Here is a 24,349-nt window from a genome sequence, read left to right as displayed (position 1 = left end):
CCGTCTCGTTGCGCGAGACGATCGCCGCGTCGACATTAAGAACTTATTTCTTGAAGAACTTATTTCCTGCAGGCAGCGGCGGGCTGCACGGTGAGCTCGGTCATCTCGCCCTTGAGCGCGAAGTCGCCATAATCGAGCTTGAGCGCGCGCGATACGCCGTTTTCATAAAGATCGAAGGAGAGGATATAGATGGGCTGGCCGTCGCGTTTGCCGGGCTCGAAATAGGAGACCGCCACGCGCCAGCGCTTGAGGCCCTTCAGGGCGTCCGCCTGCGCGGCCTTCTCGGCGGCCGGAGTCTCCAGCGCTTTGCCGATGACCGTCAGCGTGTCGAAAACCTTGTCGCCCTCGCCCGTGCCGTCATAGACGCGCGCCTCGAGCAGCGATTCGCCCTTGCGCGCGCTCTCGACGATCCGGCGCAGATGCTCGGTTGGAAACAGCGCGGGCCCGGCAAGGTCGACATGGCCGCGCTTTGGCCGCGCAAGGTCGACATTCACGCCAGTTTCCTTGTTCTTCTGCGCTTTTCCGTCGACTTCCTCCGCTGGCGTATTGTCGACCTTCGTTTCGACTTTGAAGCGGTAATCCGTTGCGTCGAGCGCCTCGAAAGTCGTCGAGCGCATATCGGAAAGCTTCGCCGATCCCTCGGCGGGCTGAAGCTCGGTAATCTGCCGGAAGTTCTGGACATAGCCTTCGCAGGACGCCGCGAAATCGAACACAATGCGGCCATGCGCCTGCGCCGGGGCCTTGGCGCCGGAGGCTTTGTCGAGCGTCAATTCGTAGACGGCGCGATGCGAGGCGAGCGGCGGGGTTTCCGCCCTGGCCGAGGAGAGCGGCGAGAGGCTGACGGCGAGAGCGGCGGCGAAAAACGCGCGCGAATGAGTCATGAGACGAGGCCATCCCGCTGGAAGAAGCGTCGCCATCGGCGCCGCAAGAGAAATGAAATTAGGATCTGCCCCGCAAAGGGGCAAATGATTTCTGGCGCGTTTCACAATCGCGTGAAATCATGAGGGCGAACAGAATCCGCGGTTCTTGGTCCGGCGTCGATCCATCAAGGCGAAATTGCGTTTTCCGCGCGATGCGCCGTGTGCGAGGGGGAAATCGTCATGTCTGATTCGAAGCACGAAACGCCGGCGTCGCGGCTTGCGGCGCTGGGTCTGATTCTGCCGCCCGCGGCCGCGCCGGTCGCGAATTATGTTCCCTTTGTGCGCACGGGAAACCTGCTCTTCGTTTCAGGACAATTGCCGATGGGCGCCGGCGGAATCGATCCCGCTCACAAGGGCAAGCTCGGCGCGACCGTGTCTTTGGAGGATGGTCAGGCGGCGGCGCGCCAGGCGGCGTTGAATGTGCTCGCCCAGGCGAACGCCGCGGTCAGCGATCTTTCCTTGCTCAAAGCCGTTCGCATCGGCGGCTATGTGAATTGCGCGCCCAATTTCGGGCCCCTGCCGCAGGTGGTCAACGGCGCCTCCGATCTCTTCGCCGCCGTGCTCGGCGAGAATGGCAAGCATGCGCGTTTCGCGGTCGGCGTCGCGCAGCTTCCGCTCGACGCCGCCGTCGAGATCGAAGGCGTTTTCGAGATTCCCGATTGAGCGCGCGCAATCTCGATTGGTTGACGGCGAGGCCCATCGCGCATCGCGGTCTGCATGACGAAAAGCGGGGCGTCGTCGAAAATTCCATCGGCGCCGCGCGCGCCGCCATCGCCGCAGGCTACGCGATCGAATGCGACGTGCAACCGTCTCGCGACGGCGATCTCGTCGTGTTTCACGACGATACTCTGGAGCGCCTGACGAATGCGTCAGGCCGGGCGGCGGACCTCGATACGGGGTCGTTGTCCAAGATTTCGCTCCTTGGCTCGAGCGAAACGATTCCAGCCTTCAGTTCTTTTCTCGCCGCCATCGACGGACGAGTCCCGCTCGTCGTCGAGCTGAAAAGCGATTTCAATGACGATCTCGCGCCCGCGCGCCGACTCGCGAAAGCGCTGGCGCAATATTCGGGGCCTGTCGTCATCGAAAGCTTCGATCCGGCGCCGATCGCCTTTTTGCGCGCGCAGGGCGACGCATTGGGAATCGCTCATATACCGCTCGGCATTGTCGGCGAGGCGTCTTATGATCTTGCCGACTGGCCGATGCTTTCAGAAGAGCGACGCGTCGAGATGACGCATTTTCTGCATTACGCGCGAACGCGCCCGGACTTCCTGTCCTGGAATGTCGCGGACCTTCCGCACGCGATCCCGTTTTTGATGCGGGACGGACTGCGCCTTCCAGTGACGACATGGACGGTTCGCAGCGCCGCCCAGGCCGAAGCCGCGCGCCATTGGGCGGATCAGATCGTCTTCGAAGGCTTCGCGCCGAATTGCGATTGAGCGCGCGGCGGCCCGCCAGCGATGTCGCCCGGTCGGACCTCGCGGACATGAAAGGCGCGTAAAGCGGCGACGGGGGGAAGCCCGCCGCCGCAACAAGGTCAGGCCGGCGCGAGCGCGTTATTCGCCGGCGCCGCCATGCCTTTCATATTCTTCAGTTCGACCCGGATATTGTTGTCGCTCGCGGCCTTGATGAAGTCCTCGAGCGTTTCCATGATGTCCTGATCGATAAAGGCGGCGCGCGTCCCATCGATCACGAGGAAGCTGTCTTCCTCAATGTCCAGCAACATGCCGCGCAACGGAGCCTTGTTGAGGAAGGACACGTCCTTCTGCAGGCGCAAAAGATAATTCTTGCCGTCGCGCGTGAGCGAGAAGGCCGAATGGTAATTTGTGCGCAGGACGAAGAAGAGGCCGACCGCCATGCCGATCGCCATGCCTTTCAGCAGATCGGTCATGAGGATCGCCGCGACGGTGACGGCGAAGGGCGCGAACTGGTTGAAGCCCTTTTCATACTGCTCCATCACCAGCTTCGGCTTGGCGAGCTTGTAGCCCGTGAGCAGCAGCACGGCGGCGAGGCAGGCGAGCGGGATCGTGTTGAGCAGCGAGGACAGAAACATCACGCTGAGCAGCAGAAGCCAGCCATGCACGATGCAGGCGACCTTGGTGTGCGCGCCGGCGTTGATATTGGCCGAGCTGCGGACGATGACCGCCGTGATCGGCAGGCCGCCGATCAGACCGCTGATGAAATTGCCGACGCCTTGCGCCTTGAGCTCCAGATTGGTCGGCGCGGTTCGCTTGAGGGGGTCGAGCTTGTCGACGGCTTCGAGGCTGAGCAGCGTCTCCAGGCTGCCGATCAAAGCGAGCGTGCCGGCCGTAATGTAGACATGCGGGTCGGTGAGCGCGCCCAAGCTCGGAATGTGAATCTCGCCAAGGAATTGCAGCGGACCGGAGATCGCCGGCAAGGTTACGAGGTGCTGCGGCGCGATGGCGAAAAAGGGCGCGATCGTCTGGGCGATCTGATTGAAGACGATGCCGAAGATGACGGCGACGAGCGCCCCGGGGATGAGGGAAAGAATGCGGCTGTTCTTGACCTTCTCGGTGTCCCAGAAAAGCAGGATCGCAACCGAGACGATCGAGACGACCGTCGCGCCCGGCGATATCGAGTCCAGCGACGACCAGAGGAACGAAAAGGTCGTGTGGCTGTCGTCTTCGAGGAAGGAGAGATCGCTGTCCGCATCGGCGTCATAGCCGACGGCGTGCGGCAATTGCTTCATGATGAGGATGAGGCCGATCGCCGCCAGCATGCCCTTGATCACCGCCGAGGGAAAATACGCGCCGATGACGCCCGCGCGCAGAAAGCCCATCGCGATCTGGATGAGGCCGGAAACAGCGACGGCGAGCAGCATGCCGTCGAGTCCGAGCTTTTCGACCGAGTTGGCGATAATGACGGTGAGGCCTGCCGCCGGACCCGATACGCTGAGCTGCGAGCCGCTGACCACTGACACGACGAGGCCGCCAACCACGCCTGCAATGACGCCCGAAAAGGGCGGCGCCCCGGAGGCGACGGCGATGCCGAGACAGAGCGGCAGCGCGACGAGAAACACGACGACGCCCGCCGGGATGTCGTGGTTGAGATAGCGCAGATAGTAGTCGAGATGTTTGCGAAGCACGGCTGAAGTCTCCTGTTCAGTCGCTTGGAAAGGGTCCGCCCGAAGAGCGGTCAGTCTGTCTCGTAGATGGAGTCCATCTTCGTATCGGGGCCGAGCGTCACGAGCTGCTTCAGCAGCCCGTCGTCGAGCGCATAGACCCAGCCATGCACGAGGGGCCGCCTCTCGCGCTTCCAGGCTCCCTGGATGATGGACGTTTGCGCGAGATGGTTCGCCTGCTCGATCACATTCAGCTCGACGAGCCGGTCGGCGCGCGCGTCGGGATCCTCGATCGCGTCGAGCTCGGCGCGGTGCAGGCGATAAACGTCCTTCACATGCAGGAGCCATTTGTTGAGGAGCGTGAAGTCGGGGTTCTGCCGGGAGAGCGCCGCCTTGATGCCGCCGCAGCTATAATGGCCGCAGACGATGACGTGCTTAACCTCCAGCGCCTGCACGGCGTATTGCACGACGCTGAGGCAGTTGAAGTCCGTCGCGATCACCTGATTGGCGATGTTGCGATGCGCGAAGATCAGCCCCGGCTCCGCATTGACGATGATGTCCGCGGGCACGCGGCTGTCCGCGCATCCGATCCATAGGAATTCCGGCTGCTGGCCGCGCGCCAGCCGCTCGAAATAATCGGGCTCTCGGAGTTTTACCTCCTCCGCCCATGCTTTGTTTTCCAGCAGCAGCTTTTCATGTGACCGCATGAGAGGCTCGTTCTTTCCATCCGTTGGCGCTGCGGAGCGAGCATCCGCCATCTCCTCCGCATGCGCATCAGCCTTTCTGGGAGCTGATTGTGACGCTTCTGTCTCTGTCACAGGCTGATCCGTTAGTGTATGGGGCTCTGGCGAGCCGAACAAGGCGCGAAGAGCGGAAGCTATGGCGCCACCGCGTTTTTCTTTTGTGACGCCAAACGTCTCTTTTATGACGTCAAACGTTGGGATGAATTTTCGAAACATCACGACGCCACGCCGAAGAGTTCGCGCCAGACCCGCGGCAGCGTCGCGATAATGTCGTCGGCGATCAGCCCCGGCCCGAACAGCTCGGCCGCGCGCGTGTGCATCCAGACCGCGCAGGAGGCGGCGAGGAAACCGTCCATTCTCTGCGCGAGCAGGCCCGCGACGATCCCGGTCAAGACGTCGCCCGACCCGGCGGTGGCGAGCCACGGGCTGGCCGTCGCCTGGATCGAGGCGCGGCCGTCGGGCGCGGCGACCACCGTATCCGGCCCCTTGTAGAGAACGATCGCGCCGCTGACCCGCGCGGCGTCGCGCGCCCTGTCCAATTTGGAGCGCAAGGCGCGGTCGCTGTTGCACTCCGAAAAGAGGCGCGCAAATTCGCCGGCATGGGGGGTCATCACGACCGGACCGGGGGCGGCGCGCGTCGCGCGCCACAGGCGGAAGGGATCGCTTTCGAAGCTCGTCAGCGCGTCGGCGTCGAGCACCGCGGCGCGGCGATAGGCTTGCGGGGTGAGGGAAACCTCGACCTGCCGGCAGCTTTCCTCGCTGACGCCGAGCCCGGGTCCGATGGCGACGGCGTTTTTGCGCTCATCCGCCAGGACGGCCGCGAGGCCGCCGGCGCCGTCGGCCGGGCGGACCATCACCGAGGTCAGGGCGCTGGCGTTGACGAGCAGCGCGTCGCTGGGGCTCGCCAGCGTCACGAGCCCTGCGCCCGCACGCAGCGCCGCGCTCGCCGAAAGCCGCGCGGCGCCCGTAAAGGAGGCTCCGCCCGACACGACGAGCGCATGGCCGCGCGTATATTTGTGACCGTCGACCTTGGGGCGCGGCAAGGCGGAGAGCCACAGATCCGGCGCATTGACGAACGTCTTCACCTGCATCGACTCGAGCGTCGTCGAGCGGATGCCGATATGGGCGCAGGTGAGCTGGCCGCAGCGCGTGCGGCCCGGCAGCAGGAGATGCCCGGTCTTGACGCGGAAGAAGGTGACCGTCTCGTCGGCCTCCACCGCCGCGCCGCGAATAGCTCCCGTCGTGCCGTCGACGCCGCTCGGAATGTCGACGCTCACCACGCTCTGCTTGGTTTCGCGGCGCCATTGATTGAGGCGGTTGACGAGAGTCTGCGCCGGAAGATCGAGGTCGCGCGCGAGGCCGGTTCCGAAAAGCGCGTCGATGACGAGATCGACGCCATCGAAATCGCATTCCTGGGCCGGAAGCAGCGTGCCGGCCCATCCCGCCGCGGCCCGCGCCGCATCGCCTCGGAGCTGGTCGGGCGGCACGAGCGAGGCGACCTTGACCTTGTAGCGCTGCGCCTTCAGGAGCCGCGCGGCGACATAGCCGTCGCCCCCATTGTTGCCGGGGCCGCAAAGCGCCAGAACGCGCCGGCCGCTCGTGCGCTGAAGGATGCGCGTCGTCACTCTCGCCAGAGCCACCCCCGCGCTTTCCATCAATTCAATGCCCGGCACGCCGCTTTCGATCGTAAGGCGATCGGCGCGGGCCATCTGATCGGTGGTGAGGATTTCGAGCGGGAAGGGACTCAATGGCATGGGCGCGATGGTGGCTGAAGGCGGCGCCCGGCGCAACTGGCGTGCCCACGGATTGGCGCGAGAGCACGTTTATTTGGCGCCACGTTCCGTCGCGCCCTTGTTTCGGCTATGCATGGCGCCGATGCTCACCGCCATTCTTCTCGCCCATGACGCGCCTGCCCGGCCTTTGCGTCGCGACGCCGTCGCGCGCAGCCTCGCCTCTCTCGTCGAGGCCTGCGTCCAGGGGCTCATCGCCGATGCGGTGCTCGTGGGCGCGCCGGGGCGCGGGCTGGAGCGCGTCGCGGATGAGGCGGGCTGCGCGCTGATCGAGGCGAGCGATCAGAAGGAAGGGCTCGCGCAGGCTTTAGCCGTCGCGCGTCAGGACGACGCCCTGTTGCTGCTCGCGGGATATGCCGTCGAGCGCGGCTTCGTCGACGAAGTCAACGACGCTTTCGCCTATGGCGAGAGCGGCCGCGCCCTCGTCTTGCGCGCCGCGCCGTCCTCCGTCGTCACGCGATTCGTCCCCTCGCTCGCGGAGCCGGTAGGGCTCATCGCGCGCAAGAGCGCCTTGCGCGGCGCCGGGGGCGCGGAATTGAAGACGCTCGCGAAGCGGCTTCGCTCCGCTGACTTGAAGAGCGGCGCGCGCCGGACTTTCTGAACCGTAGCCCTTTCTGAACCGTAACCTTGGACCTCATTGCGAGGCGCGCAAAAGCGAAGCGGCCTGGCGCCGAAAGGCGGCGTCCGGATCGCTTCGCTTGGCCCGCAAGGACGGGGCGCCTCTTAACGGTTGAAAGTATTGCAATCATCGATGCGGCCGCTCTTCAAGCCGCGCAGCAGCCATTCGGTGCGCTGCGCGGAAGAGCCGTGCGTGAAGCTGTCGGGAACGACGCGGCCCTGCGACGCGCGCTGCAGACGGTCGTCGCCGATCGCCTGAGCCGACGCCACCGCCTTCTCGATGTCGCCCTCCTCCAGGAAGCGGTTGCGGGCGTTGCCGTTATTCGCCCAGACGCCCGCAAGGCAATCCGCCATCAGCTCGACGCGAACGGAAAGTCCGTTGGCCTCGGCGCGGCTGCCGGCGCGCGCCTGAGCGCGCTGCACCTTGGGCAGAATGCCGAGCAGATTTTCGATGTGATGGCCCATCTCGTGGGAGATCACATAGGCGTAAGCGAAATCGCCGCCGCCGCCGAAGCGCTGCTTCATGTCGCGGAAGAAGGAGGTGTCGAGATAGATCTTCTGATCGATCGGGCAGTAGAAGGGGCCCATGGCCGACTGCGCCGAGCCGCAGCGCGAATCCGTGACGCCGTCGAAGAGCACGAGCCGCGGGGCCTTGAACTGAATGCCCTGCTGCTCCGGCAGGACGACCGACCAGACCTCCTCATTGGAGCCCAGCACCTTGGCGACGAACTGACCCATCTGGTCGGTCGGCTGCGCGGTCTCCTGGGGGCGGTCCTGACGCACGACCTGTCCGCCGCCGCGCATCTTGCCGAGCATTTCGGCGCCGCCGATGAGCAGAGCCGGATTGATGCCGAGCGCATAGCCGATAATGCCGAGAACGACCATCGTCCCGAGGCCGATGCCGCCGCCGCCCATGCGGGGGCCGCCGCCGAACATGCCGCCGCCTTCTTCCCCGCGGCGGTCCTCGACGTTTTCAGACGTTTGTAGATCTTCCCATTTCATTGGCTGGCTCCGCTCCCGCCGCAGCTGACGTGTCTGCGCTATTTAATCGACCTTCGCCGCCCTGTGTAGGCGCCTGCGCGCTTCGCATGAGGCCCCCGCTGTCCCGGACGGCGGATCGCCGGCTTCCGGAAAGCTGACAAAACCTTTACAACATCTGCCGTTTTGCTCCCGCGAGGGGGCTGATCATGGGGCTGAAAGCATGGTTTCCACCGAAAAAGCGTTCCATTACCTCCTGGCGTTCGCCCTCGCGACGGCCGCCGTCGCGCCCGTCCGGGCGCAGGATGCGCAAGGCTCGATCTACGAGCCGCTCATCGATCGCGACGCCAGGGGCTTCAAGGAAAAGAAATACGCCAGGGACCTCGCCTTCTGCCAGAGTCGCGCGGCCCCGCAGGAAAGCGCCGCGCGCGCCGGCGCCGCTGAGGCCCAGGCGGGAGCCCAACAGGCGGCGGCCGGATCGGCCATCGCCGCGGCAGGTAATATTGCGCGCTACGTCCCGGTTCCAGGCCTCGGGGCCGCCAACGGCCTTTGGGCGGGCGGCAGCGCGGCGAATGTCGCGGGCAATATAGCGGGCGCCTCTGGCGCCGCTCAGGGGGCCCAGGGCGCAGCCACGGCCGAAATGGCGGCTTCGGATTACCGTCTGGTCATCGACCGTTGTCTGGAACGCCGCGGCTACGTGCTCCTGCGCTGAGGATAAGGAAGGCGGGCGCCGGATTCAGGAAGAAGCACAGGCTGAAGCCTAAAAGCCAAAGCCTGCCCCACTGACAAAAGCCCCCTGTAACGGGGGCTTTTTTGTCGCCGATCGCCGGGCCGGCGCGAGGCGTAAGGCGCGGGACAAGGGTCGACGGTTAATGTTACGGCGCAGCCATCCTCCAGCCTTGCGCACGGCCCATGTTGCTTCACTGCGAAACTGGGCTGTTTCTACGTATTTGCCCAGCATTGCTAATTTGCTTTACGTTTATCTATACTGAGCGCATCGTCGAGAGGACGCTTTCCGTAAGCCTCGACGGCTGAGAGACAAGCCGCGCTCCCGCTTACAGAGCTGGAGACGCCCGATGTGCGCATTCCCTATCCACGACGACAATCAGCCAGCGCAGAAAGCTGAATTAAGTAAGGCCTCGCGGCCCTCCTATGAAAATTGGCTCATCAGCAAGGCGTTAATGTTGGCGGCGTGCGAATACAACTATGAAATTATTGTGCAATCCCGCCGGTCCATTGAGAAATCCAAAACTCTCCTGTGCAAGCTCAGGGATTTAGGTTACTAATACACGGCCACAGCGCTTCCCGAGTTGATTGGATAATCCAGGGCCACGGTCGCATTTTGTGGAGGTCATATGTCAGAAAGGCTTGATGCGGCTGTTCTGCGTGTAAATCGCGCACGCAAGGTTGTTGAGCGTCAGCGCGCTCACGTTGAGCAATTGCGGAGCGCCGGTAAATATGTAGCAACATCAGAAGATCTGCTGGAGACCTACATCAAGACGCTAGCTCTATTTGAAGAGCATGAGCGTTTTTTGCGTGACGAGCCTTTAGATGCAGGCGCGCGACCGCTTTACCCGCTTCGCAACACGTTGAGTTTACTTCCGGAAGACCAACAATAACACGACCCGGCGCCGCACGGCCGTACGGTTGACGGCGGGGCCGAGCCGGGAGCCGCAAGGTTGCGCTTTGCGTTTAATACAATAAAAACAAGTTCCTATATGATAGGGCGACGCCGGATCAGGGCGCGCCCCATTCCTGCGGCCATTCCTGCCGCAGGCGGCCGCCGAGCCGCACCGGCGCGATCATTGCGGCGAGCCCGTCGCCGCCGACCTCCACCGCCACGCCGCAAAGCGTCGCCTCGCCATTGGCCGGCTCGTAGCGGGAGCCCGGCGTCTTGCGGATGAAGCGGCGCAGCGGCTCCTCCTTGTCCATGCCGATCACGGAATCGTAATCCCCGGTCATGCCGGCGTCCGTGAGATAGGCGGTGCCGCCGGGCAGGATCTGCGCGTCGGCGGTGGGCACATGTGTGTGGGTGCCGACGACGAGCGAGGCGCGGCCGTCGACGAAATGGCCCATCGCCATCTTCTCGCTCGAGGTTTCCGCATGCATGTCGACGACGACGGCGTCGCAGGCGACGCCCAGCGGACAGGCTCCCAATTCCTTTTCCATCGCCGCGAAGGGATCGTCGATCGCGTCCATGAAGACGCGGCCCATCGGATTGACGACGAGCACCTGCTGGCCCCGCGCCGCCGTGAAGAGATTGGCGCCGCGCCCCGGCGTTCCCGGCGGATAATTGATCGGGCGGAGCAGGCGCGGTTGGCGCTCGATGAAGACCAGCGTCTCGCGCTGATCGAAGGCGTGGTTTCCGAGCGTCACGCAATCGACGCCGGCATTCACCATCTCCTCGCAGATCGCCTCGGTGATGCCGAAGCCGCCGGCGGAATTCTCCCCGTTGCAGACCACAAAATCGAGCGCCCATTTTTCACGCAGGCGCGGGACGTAGCGGGTCACGGCCGCGCGGCCCGAGCGGCCGAGCACGTCGCCGATGAAGAGAATGCGCAGGGGCTGAGAGCCGGGCGTGGAAACGGACATTCAACCTTATTAGCGCGCGGCGCGGCGGGAAACAAAGCGGGTTGGAGGAAAATTGATCCGGGAATCAGCTCGACGCATCGCGCGGGGCGCCTCCAAACAAGGCGCGACGCCAGCGGCCGCTGAAAGGCGCGCGCGATCGCCAAGAGAGGTCGGAAAGCGTGACGGCGCGCGGAACGACCAACTGTGGCAGTCGAGTCACAGCGGATCTCGAAAAAGCTTCTGATACGCCACTTTGCGTTGACTGTGCGGCGTCAGCGCGGTCTTTTCGACAAGGGTGATTTGTTGATCACTTTTTCGCAGCTCTACTCGAACAGGGGCTCCCTAATGAAGAAAGTCGCTCTTTCGGTCGTCGCTTTGGCGCTGACCGCCGGCTCCGCGCTCGCCGCGGACCTTCCCTCGCGCAAAGGCCCGCCGATCCTTCCGCCGCCGCCGCCCCCGCCGCCGCTGTGGACGGGCTTCTATGTCGGTCTGAACGCCGGCGGCGGCTGGGCCAACTCGACCGCCATCCAGACCGTTGGCGGCCCGCTCGCGGTTGCGAGCCCGCTGGTTAACCCGGCAGGCTTTGTGCCGCTGGCGAACGCTTTCGCCATCGCCGGCAGCTCCTATTCGACGGGCGGCAGCAATGGCGGCTTCATCGGCGGCGGTCAGATCGGCTACAACTTCCAGTTCTACAACAACTTCGTTGTGGGCATCGAAGCCGACATCCAGGGCATCGCCGGTTCGTCGTCAAATTCGGCCCCCAGCTTCTCCGCCGCGCCGGTCATCGGCTTCCCCGGCGAAGTCGTTTCGGGCGCGACGGTTTCCCGTCGCAACCTCGACTATATCGGTACGGTTCGCGGCCGTCTTGGCTGGCTCGCCACGCCGACCTTGCTGCTTTACGGCACGGGCGGTCTGGCCTATGGCGGCGTCAGCATGAACACGGCTTGGGTGGGCGTTGAAGCGCCGACCTTCGGCGCCTTCCCCGGTTTCGGCGCGACGGCGTTCTCGGACACCCGCGTGGGCTGGACGGCCGGCGGCGGCGTCGAGTGGATGTTCTGGCCGAACTGGTCGGCGAAGGTCGAGTATCTTTACTACGATCTGGGCAATGTGACCGCGAACGGCACCGCCACGATCGCCGCCCCCGCGGCGCTGATCGCCGCGACCGCCCTTCAGTCGACGACGCATTTCAATGGCAACATCGTCCGCGCGGGCGTCAACTATCACTTCAACTGGGGCGCTCCGGCTCCGGTCGTCGCGAAATACTGAGCGAACCGGCTTCCAGCCTGCGGTTCGTCAAAGAAGAAAGCCCGGCCGTAAGGCCGGGCTTTTTGCTTTGCCCAACGAAGGTTAGCAGGGAGAATCCAAGCCGTTCGACCGCTCTCTCCTGCTGTTGACGGCCAAGCCTCCCCCCGCCCATATGAACGACTCGCGACAGGCGCGGGCGCCGAACATGCAAGGTCGCTATTCAACCGAGCGCCTTGGTCTTATGTAACAAATCTGTGAAACGAGCCTCCCGAGACATGCCCGACGCCGACGCTAGCCCTCTCGCCCCGACGCGGTCAGATGCGCCGGCGCGGCCATATGTCGTGTTCGAGGATGGGCGCGAGGGCGGCCGGGCGCTGCTCTTCGACGAGCCGGAAGAGATTATCGTCGCCCGCGAGCCGAGCGAGGTCAGGGACGCGTTCGCACGCATGGAGGCGGCGACGACGCGCGGGCTCTATCTCGCCGGCTACGCCAGTTACGAACTTGGCTACGCGCTGGAGCCAAAATTCTGGACGCAGGCGACGCCGCGCTCGCGCACGCCGCTCCTGCTCTTCGGGGCCTTCAAGTCCCCCAAGCCCTGGACCCTGCCGACGGCGGAGGGGCCCGCGCCGAATATTCCGCTCACGCCCGCCTGGACGGAGAAGGAATACGCCGAACGCTTCCGCGCCTGCATCGACTATATTTTCGCGGGCGACGTCTATCAGATCAACCTGACCTTCCCGCTTTACGGCCGTTATGAGGGCGATCCGCTCGCGCTCTATTGCGGGCTGCGCAAGCGCCAGCCTGTCGCCTATGGCGGCGTCGCGGCGCTTGGCGACGAAACGGTCGTTTCGCTGTCGCCGGAGGTTTTTTTCGAGGCGCATGGACGCCATATCCGCGCGCGCCCGATGAAGGGCACGGCGCAACGCGGCTTCATGCCCACCGAGGACATGGCCCGCGCGCAATATCTCGTTGAGGATGAAAAGTCGCGCGCCGAAAATCTCATGATCGTCGATCTGCTGCGCAACGATCTTTCGCGCCTTGCCGAAGTCGGCTCGGTGAAGGTCACGGATCTCTTCACGATCCAGACCTATCCGACCCTGCATCAGATGACGTCGGGCATCGAAGCGCGGCTTCGCGACGACGTGACGCTCGCCGACCTTTTCACCGGACTTTTCCCCTGCGGTTCGGTGACGGGCGCGCCGAAAATCCGCGCCATGGAGATCATCCGCGATCTCGAATGCGCCGCGCGAGGCGTCTATTGCGGCTCGCTTGGCCTCATCGCGCCGGACGGCGACATACGCTTCAACGTCGCCATCCGCACGCTGACGCTGTTTCCCGACAATGAACTCGTCTGCAATGTCGGCTCGGCGGTCGTCGCCGATTCGCGCGCCGCGCAAGAGTATGAGGAATGTCTCATCAAGGCCCGCTTCCTGACCGGGACGCCGACTTCGGACTGATCGAAACCCTGCTCTGGACGCCCGAGGCGGGCTACGCGCTGCTCCCCGAGCATCTTGCGCGCCTCGCCGCGTCGAGCGCGGCGTTGGGGTTTCGATATGACGAAGCGGAAGTGCAGGCGGCGCTGGACGCCGCCCCCTCTCCCCGTAAACGGGGAGAGGGCTGGGCTCACGACGCAGGACTCCGCATCCGCCTCGTCCTCTCCCGCGACGGCGCCATTGAGACCAGCGCGGTTCCTGTCGAGCCCATCCCGCCGGGAACCGTCTGGCGCGTCGCGCTGGCAAAGCGCCGTTTCGACTCCGGCGACCCCTTGCTTCGGCACAAGACGACGCGGCGCGCGCTGTATGAGGACGAACTCGCGCAGGCCGTGCGGAGCTGCGGCGCCGACGAAGTTATTTTTCTTAACGAAAGGGACGAGCTTTGCGAGGGCGCGCGCTGCAGTCTCTTCGTTCCGACCGAGAATGCCCTGCTGACGCCGCCGCTCTCCTGCGGTCTCCTCGCCGGAACGCTGCGCGCGCATTTGCTCGCGCAAGATCGCGCGCGGGAAGCGGTTTTGCGCCTTCTCGACCTCGAAAAGGGTTTCTATTTGGGAAATTCGGTGCGCGGACTCGTGCGCGCGGCCCTCATTTCTTAGGATGCGATTCACCTCGTTCCGAAGGTTGAACCCGAATCGCTAAATTTGACGCGCCCGTTAACCGGGCTCTTAACTCCGCGCGAGGGAAGCTTGCTTCACAACTTCGGCGCGAGAGTTCTCAGATGAATGCTTTGTCCCAAATGACGGCGGCGCATCCCTTCGCGTCCGCATGGATCGCCGCGAGCATCTGGATATGGATCGAGATTTACGCCCGGACCGGCGGCCTGTGGCGGCGCAAGGCTCCGCGCGTCAGGTCTGGCCGGGCTTGAGCCTGTAGAAAATGTGCCGGCCGATCATGTCCATGCGAGTCAGCGCGCGCGCCCAGCGCGGTTTGACATAGGTCGCATGGTAATGGGTCGAGCGGCCGACTTCGGTCAGATAGGTGCGGCCGTCCATCACTTCATTGGCGATGCGCACCGCCGTCGACCATGATTCCGGCTCCGTGATGCGGAGCGACTTGCCTTCGCAGGCGAAGGAGAACTGGCAAGCCTTGTAGTGATGCCGGTTCTGATAGACGACCCCGCAGATCGACGTTGGATAGAGGCCGCTCTGCACGCGGTTGAGCACCACCTGCGCGACGGCCGCCTGCCCCGCCTCCGGCTCGCTGCGGGACTCGAAATAGACGGCTTCGGCGAGGCAGCGGCGCTCGCGATCCATATTGTCGCGGCTGGCGAGCGAAGCGTAATCGGGCCGCGCAACGCTCCTCTCCGGCGCGCCGAGCGCCAGCGTCGCCTGCGGGAAGGAAGAAACCTCGATCGGAATGGCGTCGGGCTGCGCCGGGGTTGACGAACCCAGCGCGACGGCGCGCGAGACCTGTGGCGTCGCGCCATGAAGCGCGCGTTCGGCGAGCGCTTGATAGACGGGCTCGCGCGAGGGTTCATTGGCGCGCGACGTCGCGCTGGAGGCGCTTTGCGAGGGTGAGGACGCCGCCGTCGATTTCTGCGTCTGCGTCGTCGTCATCGCCTCGACGCGCGCGGCTTCCGCCTCATAGATCGCTTCGTCGCCGGGCATGGCGCCGCGCGGGGCGAGCGCCACGCTCGTGCGGGCCGGGCTTCTGCCGTCGATCCGGAAGGTCAGCCGCGCCGGCTCGGCGAGACCGAGCGCCTGGGGATTGACGACGCGCGTCTCGAAACTCGGCCGCATGGCGACGATCGGGTCGCCCTTATGGGTGCGGTCCACTTCCGGAAAGTGCTTCACGTCCGGTTTGAGATCGACATGCGGTTCGCGCTCGTCGGGTATGGAGCGCAGATCGTCCGGCGCGCCGACCATCAGGCGCGCGCTCTGCACCAGCGCGCGGCTCTGACCCGAAAGCCCGAGATCGCCGGAGGCGATCTCGCCGAACGAAGCGAGCTGCAATGTGGCGGGGGCGGCGGCTGCGCGGGCGCGGGCGGTGAGCGGCGCGACATTCCAGTCGCCGACGGCGTCCTGGCCGGCGCTCGCCGTAAAGGAGACGAGCGCGCCGACGCCGAGCGCCCAGGGGGCCATGACGCCCGCCGCCCAGGGAATTATGACGCCAAACACCCAACGCGCTTTCGACTGACGACGCATAAGCCTGCCCAGATCCGACGCCGACTTGCGGGGGCAGGCCGACGCCGGCGCCCGACTGCGAGAATTTTTCGATGTTGATTATCCGCGCATTAGGCTTGCGGATTGGTTGCGGCCGCGCTGCCGCCGCCGTGCCAGAATGAGGCGCCCGCTCCGGTTGCGTGCGTCTTCGCACGGCGAAGCCCATCAATTCGCGGTTCAGCTATCCCTGAGACGATGGCCTGCAACCGGGAAGGGAATGACGATGGCGCGAAGCTTCATCCAGAATTTGATGCGCGACCTCGAGGCGCCGATCGAGACGCGCGGCTTCGGGACGGGCTGGTTCGCGGGCTTTTTCGGCCTGCTCTTTTCCGGCGTCGCCCTGTGCTTCGTCGCGTCGATGCGGTGGCCGGGTCTTTTTTCGACGCCCGAACTCGTCGCGATGGAGGGAAGCTTCGCCTTCCGCGTCCTCTTCCAGCTTCTGCTGATCGCGGGCTATGCGCTCGCTTTGCTTTCGTTGCTGCTGCGTCCCCGCAAGGCGATCGGATTCGCGGCGCTCATTGTCGCGCTCGCCGCAAGCCTCATCGCCAGTTTCGATCCTTCCGACGCGAGAACCGGCGTCTTTTTCGGCGTCGATTTCTTCGCCGTGAATCTCATGGCGACGGGCCTGATGTTCGCGCCGCTGGAGCGGCTCTTTCCGCATAAGCGCGAACAGCGTCTCTTCCGCGTGGAATGGCGCGAGGATCTTTTCTACTTCCTCGTCAGCTCGATGATGGTGCAGGTCCTGACCTTCCTCGCGCTCGCGCCCTCGCAGGCCGTCAACGCCTCGACGGGCGCCTTCGCCGATTTCCGCGCGGCGGTCGGCGCGCAGCCCTTCGCCTTGCAGCTCGTCGAAGCGATGTTCCTCACCGATCTCGTTCAGTATTGGTTTCACCGCGCCTTTCACCGCATCCCCTTTCTGTGGGGCTTCCACGCGGTGCATCACTCGGCGCCCGCCATGGACTGGCTCGCCGGGGCGCGCATGCATTTCATCGAGATTGCGCTGCTGCGCGGCGTGACGTCCCTGCCTTTGCTCACGCTCGGCTTCACGCCCGCGGCGATGCAGAGCTATATCGGGCTCGTTTACGTCTATTCGTCTTTGGTGCACGCCAATCTGAAGGGCGACTTCAATCTGCTCGGCCAGTTTCTCGTCACGCCGCGCTTCCACCACTGGCATCACGGATTGGAGGAAGAAGCGATCGACATAAATTTTGCGATCCATTTCCCCTGGCTCGACCGTCTTTTCGGCACCTATCGCCTCCCGCCCTCGCGCTGGCCCAAGGCCTATGGCGCGCCGGAGAAGGTCCCGGAAGGATTTGTCGCGCAGTTCATGTATCCGTTCAGACGCGGGAGATAGCCCCCTCCCTGTCCCTCCCCCGCAAGCGGGAGAGGGGACGCTCGCGCTCAACAGTCTGAATGAAGGCCGAATTTGCTCCCTCTCCCGCAAAGCGGGGGAGGGTTGGGGAGGGGGCCTCACGCCCCGATCACATGCAGTGCGATCTCCCGCCGATGCGGGCGCCTGCGGTGTTCGAAAAGATAAACCCCCTGCCATGTCCCGATCGCGAGCGACCCGCCGATGATGGGGATGGAAAGCTGAGTCTGCGTCAGCGCCGCTCTTATGTGAGCGGGCATGTCGTCTGGCCCTTCCGTATCATGGGCGTAATCCGCGCCCTCCGGCGCGAGGCGGGAGAACACCGACTCCAAATCCTTCAACACCGTGGGGTCGGCGTTCTCCTGTATGAGCAGGGAAGCTGAGGTGTGGCGGCAGAAGACCGTCAACAGTCCCTGCCCCATGCGCTCGCCGCGCACGAAATCCGCAAGCGCTGCAGTGAACTCGTAAAAGCCGCGCCCGCCGGTTTCGATCTTCAGTAATCTCGTCGCCTGCCGCATGGTTCGAGATGTGAGCAAACGCGGGGGGAAAGTCCAGCGGGCATTATCCAATGAAAAACCCCGCGCAGCACGATGGCTACGCGGGGGAAGTAGTGTCGAGCCGGAGCCAGAAGCGGGAGGCCTCCTACGCAGCCCCGGCCGACGGTTTCAGATTACTGCGTGAAGCTGCAATGCGCCTGAAGCCCGGCGCTGAGATCGACGCCCATGAACAGGACGCCGGGGCCGAACGTCATGCCGGAGCCGATCTGCACCGACCCATTCGGGCCCTGCATCGTGATGGGCTTAAGCACGGTGAAGCTTCCGTTGCCGTTGTTCCGGAACGCGTCGCATGGGTGGTGCGCCGACGCCGGGATGGCCGTCATGGCCAAGAGCGCAAGTGCGAGGGAAAGTCTGCTCAAGTGTTTCATTCTGATACTCCAATGCGGCGACTTCGCCGCGATCTATCCCTGGGTGGGATGGGCAGGCGGGTGCCTGCCTGCTTTATCGAATATCCCTATGAGCTGACGAACGCAACGTGCGATTTTATGACGCATGGGGAGAACAGACAGAAAATTGTGGATGAGAACAAACTAGGACATAAAGAAAACTTTATCCAGATTCAGAAGAACATCGATCAGCACTCTCCCCGCTGAGTGCTAATTGGGCGGCAAATCCCATAAGCAGAGCGTCGCCTATGCGCGAGAAAGGTAATGTTATAACAGGACTCTGGGAGCACGCCGCCCGGCCCTGTTCTCAAAAAGCCGCCCGCCTCGCACAGCACCGCTTAAGCTTGACATGGTGCCTCGCGCCCGCCCCCAAGAGGGTGTCAAAACTCCTCTCCGGGGGCCGGAACGTAGCTCCAACGACCACCGGCCAAGGCTCGCCTGGTTTTCCAAGCATTCCCGAGAGATAAGCTGGCGAAAGTCCAGTGGCGCGGGCTTTCCTGGTCTTGTCTATTGCGCCGGCAAAAGCTAAGCGCGGTCCCGAATGCCAAGGAGAGAGCATGTCGGACCTCATTGACGCCGCGACGACCTGGGTCGCTTCCGAGACGGGAAAGACAGCCGGCGCGCTCGCGCTCGGCGCCCTCGCCTGGGCCGAAGCCTCCGCCGTCGTCGGCGCCGCCTATTTCAAGCGAATGATTCCGCTCCGCATCACCGCCATGGTCGGCAATATTCTCGGCGTCGCGCTGGGGCTCGTGACGGGAAATCTGCCGACGATCGCAAAGCACGCCATCAATTTCCCGCTCAATTTCTCGCGCCTGCGCGAGATGCGCCGCCTCATCGACAGCGTGCGCGAGGCCAACGCCAACGACCTGAACATCGAATGGCTGAAGCCCTTCATGCATCCCGAGAGCCTGCGCGCCACGGACTATGTCTTCAAAAAGGGCGACGCCGGCGAAGAAGCCTATGTGGTCGTCGAGGGCGAAATCGAAATCGTCGAGCGCGGCGTGACGATCGGACCCGGCGCATTGTTCGGCGAAATGGCGCTGTTCACCAAGTCCGGCAAGCGAACGGCGACCGCGAAATGCGTCACCGACGCGCGGCTGCTCGCCATCACCTATGAGCAGTTCGAACAGCTTTATTTCCAGAACCCCGAATTCGGCCTGTACCTCGTGCGGCTGATCGTGCGGCGGTTCGAGGCGAACCATATCCAGGAGGAAGTTTAGCCCACCCTCCCCTCGAGGGGAGGGTGGAATTCACGCCGTTCCTTCCGCCTTCTTCCCCAGCGCCGCCTGCGCCGCCGCCAGTCTTGCGATCGGCACGCGAAAGGGCGAGCAGGAGACGTAATCGATCCCGATCCTGTCGAAGAAGGCGACCGAGGCCGGATCGCCGCCATGCTCGCCGCAAACGCCGAGGGCGATGCCGGGCTTAACCTTGCGTGCGCGTTCGCAGCCAAGCGAGACGAGTTCGCCGACGCCCTCCTGGTCGATGGAGACGAAGGGATCGTGCGGCAGCAGGCCCTTCTCGACATATTCGTTGAGGAAGGAACCCGAATCGTCGCGCGAAATGCCGAGCGTCGTCTGCGTCAGATCGTTCGTGCCGAAGGAGAAGAAATCCGCCGACGCCGCGATCTCGCCCGCGCGCAGCACGGCGCGGGGCAGTTCGATCATCGTGCCGATGTGATAGCGCGGACGGATGCCTGTCTCCTCCTCGACGAGCGCGGCCATGGCTTCGACCCGCGCCTTGACGAGATCGAGCTCCGCGCCCGCGAAGACAAGCGGCGCCATGATTTCGATGACGGCCGGTTCGCCTGTCGAAAGACTCGCCTCGATCGCCGCTTCGAAGATCGCGCGCGCCTGCATGTCGACGATCTCGGGGAACACGACGGCGAGGCGCACGCCGCGAAAACCCAGCATCGGGTTGAATTCGGAAAGCTGCAGCGCGCGGCGGCGCAGCTTCACGGGGTCGGCGCCCATGGCGCGCGCGACTGTCGCAAGCTCCGTATCCGTATGCGGCAGGAATTCGTGCAGCGGCGGATCGAGCAGGCGGATCGTGACCGGCAGCCCCGACATGATCTCGAAGAGATGCTTGAAGTCCTCGCGCTGAATCGGCAGGAGCTTGGCGAGCGCGGCCTTGCGGCCCGCCGCATCGTCCGCGAGAATCATCTCGCGCACCGCGACGATGCGCTCGCCCTCGAAAAACATATGCTCCGTGCGCGCAAGACCGATGCCTTCGGCGCCGAAGCGTCGCGCCGCGCGCGCGTCGGACGGCGTCTCGGCGTTGGCCCGCACTTTGAGCCGGCGCACCTGATCCGCCCAACCCATCAGCACGGCGAATTCGCCGGTGAGTTCGGGCCGCTGCATCTTCACTTCGCCCGCGATCACATGGCCGGCGGAGCCGTCGATGGTGATCTTGTCGCCCTTGGCGAAACGCTTGCCTGCGACGGTGAAGCACTGCTCGTCATAATCGATGCGCAGCGCGCCGGCGCCCGTGACGCAGGGCTTGCCCATGCCGCGCGCGACGACGGCGGCGTGCGACGTCATGCCGCCGCGCGCGGTGAGAATCCCTTCCGCGGCGTGCATGCCGTGAATATCCTCGGGACTCGTCTCCGTGCGCACGAGAATGACCTTGCGGCCCGAAGCCGAAAGCGTCTCCGCCTCTTCCGGATTGAAGACGATTTCGCCGAAGGCCGCGCCGGGCGAGGCCGGCAGGCCGGTCACGAGAATGTCGCGCCGCGCGGCCGGATCGATCGTCGGATGCAGCAACTGGTCGAGCGAAGTCGGCTCGACGCGCAGCAACGCCTCTTCGCGCGTGATGAGTCCTTCATTCGACATGTCGACCGCGAGCTTCAAGGCCGCGCGCGCCGTGCGCTTGCCGCTGCGCGTCTGAAGCATCCAGAGTTTGCCGCGCTCGACGGTGAACTCCATATCCTGCATGTCGCGGTAATGGCGTTCGAGACTGTCGGCGACCTTCGCGAATTCGGCGAAGACCTTCGGCATGACGGCCTCGAGCGAAATCTTCTCGCCCGGCGAGGCGCGGCTCGCAATCTCCGTCAAAGGCTGCGGCGTGCGCAGCCCCGCGACGACGTCCTCGCCCTGCGCGTTCAGGAGATATTCGCCGTAAAGCTCCTTGACGCCCGTCGATGGATTGCGCGTGAAGGCGACGCCGGTCGCGGAATTGGCGTCCATGTTGCCGAACACCATGGCCTGGATGTTGACGGCCGTTCCCCAGCTCTCCGGAATATTGTGCAGATGGCGATAGACGATGGCGCGGTGGTTCATCCAGGAGGCGAAAACCGCCTTGATGGCGCCCCAGAGCTGTTCGCGCGGGTCCTGCGGAAAGGCGACGCCGGCATTGGCCTCGATGATGCTCTTGAACTGCTTGACCGCCGCGCGCCAGTCGTCGGCGCTCATCTGCGTGTCGAGCGTCAGCCCCTTCGACTCCTTGAACTCTTCGAGCGCATCTTCAAAAATGTGATGCTCCACGCCGAGCACCACCGAGGAATACATCTCGATGAAGCGGCGATAGCAGTCCCAGGCGAAGCGGGCGTCGTTCGAATAATTGGCGAGCGCCTCGACTGTCTCGTCATTGAGGCCAAGGTTCAGCACCGTATCCATCATGCCGGGCATCGAGGCGCGGGCGCCGGAGCGGACGGAAACGAGAAGCGGCCATTTGGGATCGTTGAACGCATGACCCGCGACGCGGCCGATTTCCGCCATGGCGGCGTCGACCTGCGGCTCGAGATCCGCGGGGAAGCTGCGGCCGGTGGCGTAGAAATGGGCGCAGACCTCGGTGGTGATGGTGAAGCCCGGCGGCACAGGGAGCCCCAGCCCGGCCATCTCGGCGAGATTGGCGCCCTTCCCGCCCAGGAGGTCTCGCATGGCGGCCGAGCCCTCGGCCTTCCCCGCGCTGAAACTATAGACCCACTTCGTCATCGCTCTCGTCTTCCCGCCAATGACGGAACTGCCGGCAAGGCCCGGCCGCACGAACCCCGTTCAGGCTTCGCGGATGCACAATAGCAGATAGGCCTAAATAATTGTCGCGACGAGGGCTGATTTTTCAGGGGCCCCGGCGAGCGCCCGCCGGCGGCGCGCCAGACCCGCGCCAGACCTTTATCCGCGACCGAGCGGCGTTGCCGACTGAGCGGAAAGCGCGCATGCTCTGGTCGTTGATGGGGCTATTTCACCAATTTATGGAGTTCAGCGCTATGCCTGAAATTTCGCGACGGACAGCTTTGGCGACACTGGCTCTCGCTTCGATGCCCGGCCAGAAGTCGTTGAGCCAGACGGCGCTCCACGAATCCGGCAGAATCTGATCATACCGACTTTTCCCGAAACTTGACAAGCTGAAGCCACGATATGAGCGACGACGACGCCCCCCGCCCCCGCCCGACCTTCGAAATCGGCCAGCCGCTCGATCTGCTCTCGATCGCCGAGATCGAAGCCCGCATTGCAGCCTTGAGGGAAGAGATCGAACGGCTCGAGGCCGGCGCGGAGGCGAAACGCGCTGCGGGAGCCGTAGCCGAGGCGTTTTTCAGGAAGTAACGCTGGCCCGCGGCTCCGCGGCTCCCGGCGCTTGACAGCGGCAAGGCCATTGCGCTTCTTGGCGCGCACGCGCCGGCCCTTCCGGCATTCCCTGAAGATTTAAGACCGAAAGCGGCCCATGCATCGCTACCGTTCGCATACCTGCGGAGAGCCCACTGAAGCGCTCGCGGGTCAGAAAATCCGCCTCTCCGGCTGGTGCCACCGCATCCGCGACCATGGCGGCGTGCTCTTCATCGACCTGCGCGACCATTACGGCCTCACCCAATGCGTCGTGGACCCCGATTCATCCGCCTTCTCGCAGGCTGAAAAGCTGCGCTCGGAATGGGTGATCCGGCTCGACGGCGAGGTGCGCAAGCGCCCGGCCGGCACCGAAAATCCGGACATGCCGACGGGCCATGTCGAAATCTACGTGACGGAAATCGAGGTTCTCGGCCCCGCCGGCGAGCTGCCCCTTCCCGTCTTCGGCGACCAGAACTATCCGGAAGACATCCGCCTCAAATACCGCTTTCTGGACCTTCGCCGCGAAAAGCTGCACGCCAACATCATGCTGCGCGGGCGCATCATCGACTCGATCCGCGCGCGCATGAAGGCCGGCGGATTCTTCGAGTTCCAGACGCCAATCCTTACCGCCTCCTCGCCCGAAGGGGCGCGCGACTTTCTCGTGCCGTCGCGTCTGCATCCCGGCAAGTTCTACGCCCTGCCGCAGGCGCCGCAGCAGTTCAAACAGCTTCTGATGGTCGCGGGCTTCGACCGCTATTTCCAGATCGCCGCATGCTTCCGCGACGAGGACGCCCGCGCCGACCGCTCGCCCGGCGAATTCTACCAGCTCGACGTGGAAATGAGCTTCGTCACGCAGGAAGACGTGTTCGAGGCCATGGAGCCCGTGCTGCGCGGCGTCTTCGAGGAATTCGCCAACGGCAAGCCGGTGACGCAAAGCTTTCCGCGCATCCCCTTCCGCGACGCCATGCTGAAATATGGCTCCGACAAGCCGGATCTGCGCAACCCGCTCGTCATCGTCGACGTCTCGGAAGAATTCGAGGGCGAGAGCGTCAGCTTCAAGGCCTTCAAGGGCAAGACCGTGCGCGCCATTCCCGCGCCCGGCGCCGCGACGCAGCCCCGCAGCTTTTTCGACAAGCTGAATGACTGGGCGCGGAGCGAGGGCGCGCCGGGGCTGGGCTACGTCATTTTCGAGGACGAAAACGGCGCGCTGGTCGGCAAGGGGCCGATCGCGAAGTTCATCCCCGCCGAGGTTCAGGCCGCGATCGCCGCCAAGGCGGGCGTGACGGCCGGCGACGCGGTGTTCTTCTCGGCTGGTCAGGAGACTCTCGCCGCGAAGCTCGCGGGCATGGCGCGCATTCGCATCGGCACGGAGCTTGGCCTCTCAAAAACGGACGTCTTCGAATTCTGCTGGATCGTCGACTTCCCGATGTATGAGTGGAACGAGGAAGACAAGAAGATCGACTTCTCTCACAATCCCTTCTCCATGCCGCAAGGCGGCATGGAGGCGCTGGAGACCAAGGATCCGCTCGACATCCTCGCCTATCAATACGACATCGTCTGCAACGGCGTGGAGCTGTCCTCGGGCGCCATTCGTAACCACCGCCCCGAGATCATGAAGAAGGCTTTCGAGATCGCGGGCTATGGCGAGGACGTGCTGCTCGAGAAGTTCGGCGGCATGTATCGCGCCTTCCAATATGGCGCGCCCCCGCATGGCGGCATTGCCCCTGGCGTCGACCGCATCGTGATGCTGCTCGCGGAGGAAGAGAATCTGCGCGAGGTGACGCTCTTCCCGATGAATCAGCGCGCGGAAGATTTGCTGATGGGCGCGCCGTCGGAAGCCACGATGAAGCAGCTCCGCGAGCTGCATATAAGGCTGAACCTGCCGGAGAAGGGGGCGTAA

Annotated in this window: 22 protein-coding genes; 12 read left to right on the top strand and 10 right to left on the bottom strand. The window is 64.4% G+C overall.

Annotated elements, in window-relative coordinates:
• Positions 1–59 precede the first annotated feature (59 nt).
• Positions 60–881: a cell envelope integrity EipB family protein gene (locus MMG94_RS18780; RefSeq protein ID WP_154419609.1), complete on the bottom strand. Its 822-nt coding sequence runs from the start codon at positions 879–881 to the stop codon at positions 60–62.
• Positions 882–1,100: 219 nt separating this feature from the next.
• On the opposite strand from MMG94_RS18780, the gene MMG94_RS18775 reads away from it, so the two are divergent.
• On the top strand, positions 1,101–1,583 hold the full coding sequence (locus MMG94_RS18775) for a RidA family protein (protein WP_016920038.1): 483 nt from the start codon (positions 1,101–1,103) through the stop codon (positions 1,581–1,583).
• Complete coding sequence (locus MMG94_RS18770; RefSeq protein ID WP_016920039.1) at positions 1,580–2,356, top strand: glycerophosphodiester phosphodiesterase family protein; 777 nt, start codon at positions 1,580–1,582, stop codon at positions 2,354–2,356. Before MMG94_RS18775 ends, MMG94_RS18770 begins: the two co-directional genes overlap by 4 nt.
• Positions 2,357–2,454: 98 nt before the next feature.
• Here MMG94_RS18770 and MMG94_RS18765 read toward each other — a convergent pair whose 3' ends face one another.
• From MMG94_RS18765 to MMG94_RS18755, 3 genes are all read right to left on the bottom strand, one after another.
• Positions 2,455–4,023, bottom strand: coding sequence for a SulP family inorganic anion transporter (locus tag MMG94_RS18765; RefSeq protein ID WP_016920040.1), 1,569 nt, complete (start codon positions 4,021–4,023; stop codon positions 2,455–2,457).
• Between the two features lie 50 nt (positions 4,024–4,073).
• Entirely contained in the window at positions 4,074–4,706 is a 633-nt protein-coding gene (locus tag MMG94_RS18760; protein WP_016920041.1) for a carbonic anhydrase, read from the bottom strand.
• A gap of 251 nt (positions 4,707–4,957) precedes the next feature.
• Entirely contained in the window at positions 4,958–6,496 is a 1,539-nt protein-coding gene (locus MMG94_RS18755) for a bifunctional ADP-dependent NAD(P)H-hydrate dehydratase/NAD(P)H-hydrate epimerase (protein WP_016920042.1), read from the bottom strand.
• Positions 6,497–6,608: 112 nt separating this feature from the next.
• Between MMG94_RS18755 and MMG94_RS18750 the strand changes: the two genes are divergently transcribed.
• On the top strand, positions 6,609–7,133 hold the full coding sequence (locus MMG94_RS18750; RefSeq protein ID WP_016920043.1) for a hypothetical protein: 525 nt from the start codon (positions 6,609–6,611) through the stop codon (positions 7,131–7,133).
• Between the two features lie 122 nt (positions 7,134–7,255).
• On the opposite strand, the gene ypfJ is transcribed toward MMG94_RS18750, so the two are convergent.
• Positions 7,256–8,152, bottom strand: a complete 897-nt coding sequence (ypfJ, locus tag MMG94_RS18745; RefSeq protein ID WP_016920044.1) for a KPN_02809 family neutral zinc metallopeptidase — start codon at positions 8,150–8,152, stop codon at positions 7,256–7,258.
• 199 nt (positions 8,153–8,351) lie between these two features.
• Between ypfJ and MMG94_RS18740 the strand changes: the two genes are divergently transcribed.
• Positions 8,352–8,840 carry a hypothetical protein gene (locus tag MMG94_RS18740; protein ID WP_016920045.1) on the top strand — a complete coding sequence of 163 codons (489 nt, stop codon included), beginning with the start codon at positions 8,352–8,354 and terminating at the stop codon, positions 8,838–8,840.
• Between the two features lie 643 nt (positions 8,841–9,483).
• Positions 9,484–9,747 (top strand): hypothetical protein, encoded by a 264-nt coding sequence (locus MMG94_RS18735; RefSeq protein ID WP_154419611.1) that lies wholly within the window; start codon positions 9,484–9,486, stop codon positions 9,745–9,747.
• Between the two features lie 118 nt (positions 9,748–9,865).
• Here the strand turns inward: MMG94_RS18735 and MMG94_RS18730 are convergent, their stop codons facing one another.
• Positions 9,866–10,690, bottom strand: coding sequence for a TIGR00282 family metallophosphoesterase (locus tag MMG94_RS18730; RefSeq protein ID WP_026016259.1), 825 nt, complete (start codon positions 10,688–10,690; stop codon positions 9,866–9,868).
• Positions 10,691–11,044: 354 nt separating this feature from the next.
• Between MMG94_RS18730 and MMG94_RS18725 the strand changes: the two genes are divergently transcribed.
• From MMG94_RS18725 to MMG94_RS18715, 3 genes are all read left to right on the top strand, one after another.
• The gene (locus MMG94_RS18725) at positions 11,045–11,965 is read left to right on the top strand and encodes an outer membrane protein (protein ID WP_016920049.1); all 921 of its coding nucleotides are present in this window, start codon (positions 11,045–11,047) and stop codon (positions 11,963–11,965) included.
• Positions 11,966–12,219: 254 nt separating this feature from the next.
• Positions 12,220–13,401, top strand: coding sequence for an aminodeoxychorismate synthase component I (locus tag MMG94_RS18720; protein WP_040579235.1), 1,182 nt, complete (start codon positions 12,220–12,222; stop codon positions 13,399–13,401).
• Positions 13,353–14,033 (top strand): aminotransferase class IV, encoded by a 681-nt coding sequence (locus tag MMG94_RS18715; RefSeq protein ID WP_026016267.1) that lies wholly within the window; start codon positions 13,353–13,355, stop codon positions 14,031–14,033. Before MMG94_RS18720 ends, MMG94_RS18715 begins: the two co-directional genes overlap by 49 nt.
• A gap of 249 nt (positions 14,034–14,282) precedes the next feature.
• Here the strand turns inward: MMG94_RS18715 and MMG94_RS18710 are convergent, their stop codons facing one another.
• Positions 14,283–15,581 (bottom strand): cell wall hydrolase, encoded by a 1,299-nt coding sequence (locus MMG94_RS18710; protein ID WP_016920053.1) that lies wholly within the window; start codon positions 15,579–15,581, stop codon positions 14,283–14,285.
• A 241-nt stretch (positions 15,582–15,822) separates the two neighbouring features.
• Here MMG94_RS18710 and MMG94_RS18705 point away from each other — a divergent pair, with 241 nt between their 5' ends.
• Positions 15,823–16,953 carry a sterol desaturase family protein gene (locus MMG94_RS18705; protein ID WP_026016261.1) on the top strand — a complete coding sequence of 377 codons (1,131 nt, stop codon included), beginning with the start codon at positions 15,823–15,825 and terminating at the stop codon, positions 16,951–16,953.
• A gap of 116 nt (positions 16,954–17,069) precedes the next feature.
• On the opposite strand, the gene MMG94_RS18700 is transcribed toward MMG94_RS18705, so the two are convergent.
• On the bottom strand, positions 17,070–17,486 hold the full coding sequence (locus MMG94_RS18700; protein ID WP_016920055.1) for a secondary thiamine-phosphate synthase enzyme YjbQ: 417 nt from the start codon (positions 17,484–17,486) through the stop codon (positions 17,070–17,072).
• 152 nt (positions 17,487–17,638) lie between these two features.
• On the bottom strand, positions 17,639–17,893 hold the full coding sequence (locus MMG94_RS18695; protein WP_016920056.1) for a hypothetical protein: 255 nt from the start codon (positions 17,891–17,893) through the stop codon (positions 17,639–17,641).
• A 575-nt stretch (positions 17,894–18,468) separates the two neighbouring features.
• Here MMG94_RS18695 and MMG94_RS18690 point away from each other — a divergent pair.
• Positions 18,469–19,131, top strand: coding sequence for a cyclic nucleotide-binding domain-containing protein (locus MMG94_RS18690; protein WP_016920058.1), 663 nt, complete (start codon positions 18,469–18,471; stop codon positions 19,129–19,131).
• A 30-nt stretch (positions 19,132–19,161) separates the two neighbouring features.
• Here the strand turns inward: MMG94_RS18690 and ppdK are convergent, their stop codons facing one another.
• Entirely contained in the window at positions 19,162–21,840 is a 2,679-nt protein-coding gene (gene ppdK / locus MMG94_RS18685; protein ID WP_016920059.1) for a pyruvate, phosphate dikinase, read from the bottom strand.
• Positions 21,841–22,263: 423 nt separating this feature from the next.
• Between ppdK and MMG94_RS18680 the strand changes: the two genes are divergently transcribed.
• Both MMG94_RS18680 and aspS read left to right on the top strand, forming a co-directional pair.
• Entirely contained in the window at positions 22,264–22,449 is a 186-nt protein-coding gene (locus MMG94_RS18680; RefSeq protein ID WP_016920061.1) for a DUF1192 domain-containing protein, read from the top strand.
• Positions 22,450–22,567: 118 nt separating this feature from the next.
• Complete coding sequence (gene aspS, locus MMG94_RS18675; protein ID WP_016920062.1) at positions 22,568–24,349, top strand: aspartate--tRNA ligase; 1,782 nt, start codon at positions 22,568–22,570, stop codon at positions 24,347–24,349.

Origin of the sequence: Methylocystis parvus OBBP (genome assembly GCF_027571405.1) — a bacterium.
GTDB lineage: Bacteria > Pseudomonadota > Alphaproteobacteria > Rhizobiales > Beijerinckiaceae > Methylocystis > Methylocystis parva.
The sequence above is the reverse complement of the archived record's forward strand: the minus strand, read 5'-3'. Positions and strand labels throughout refer to the sequence as shown.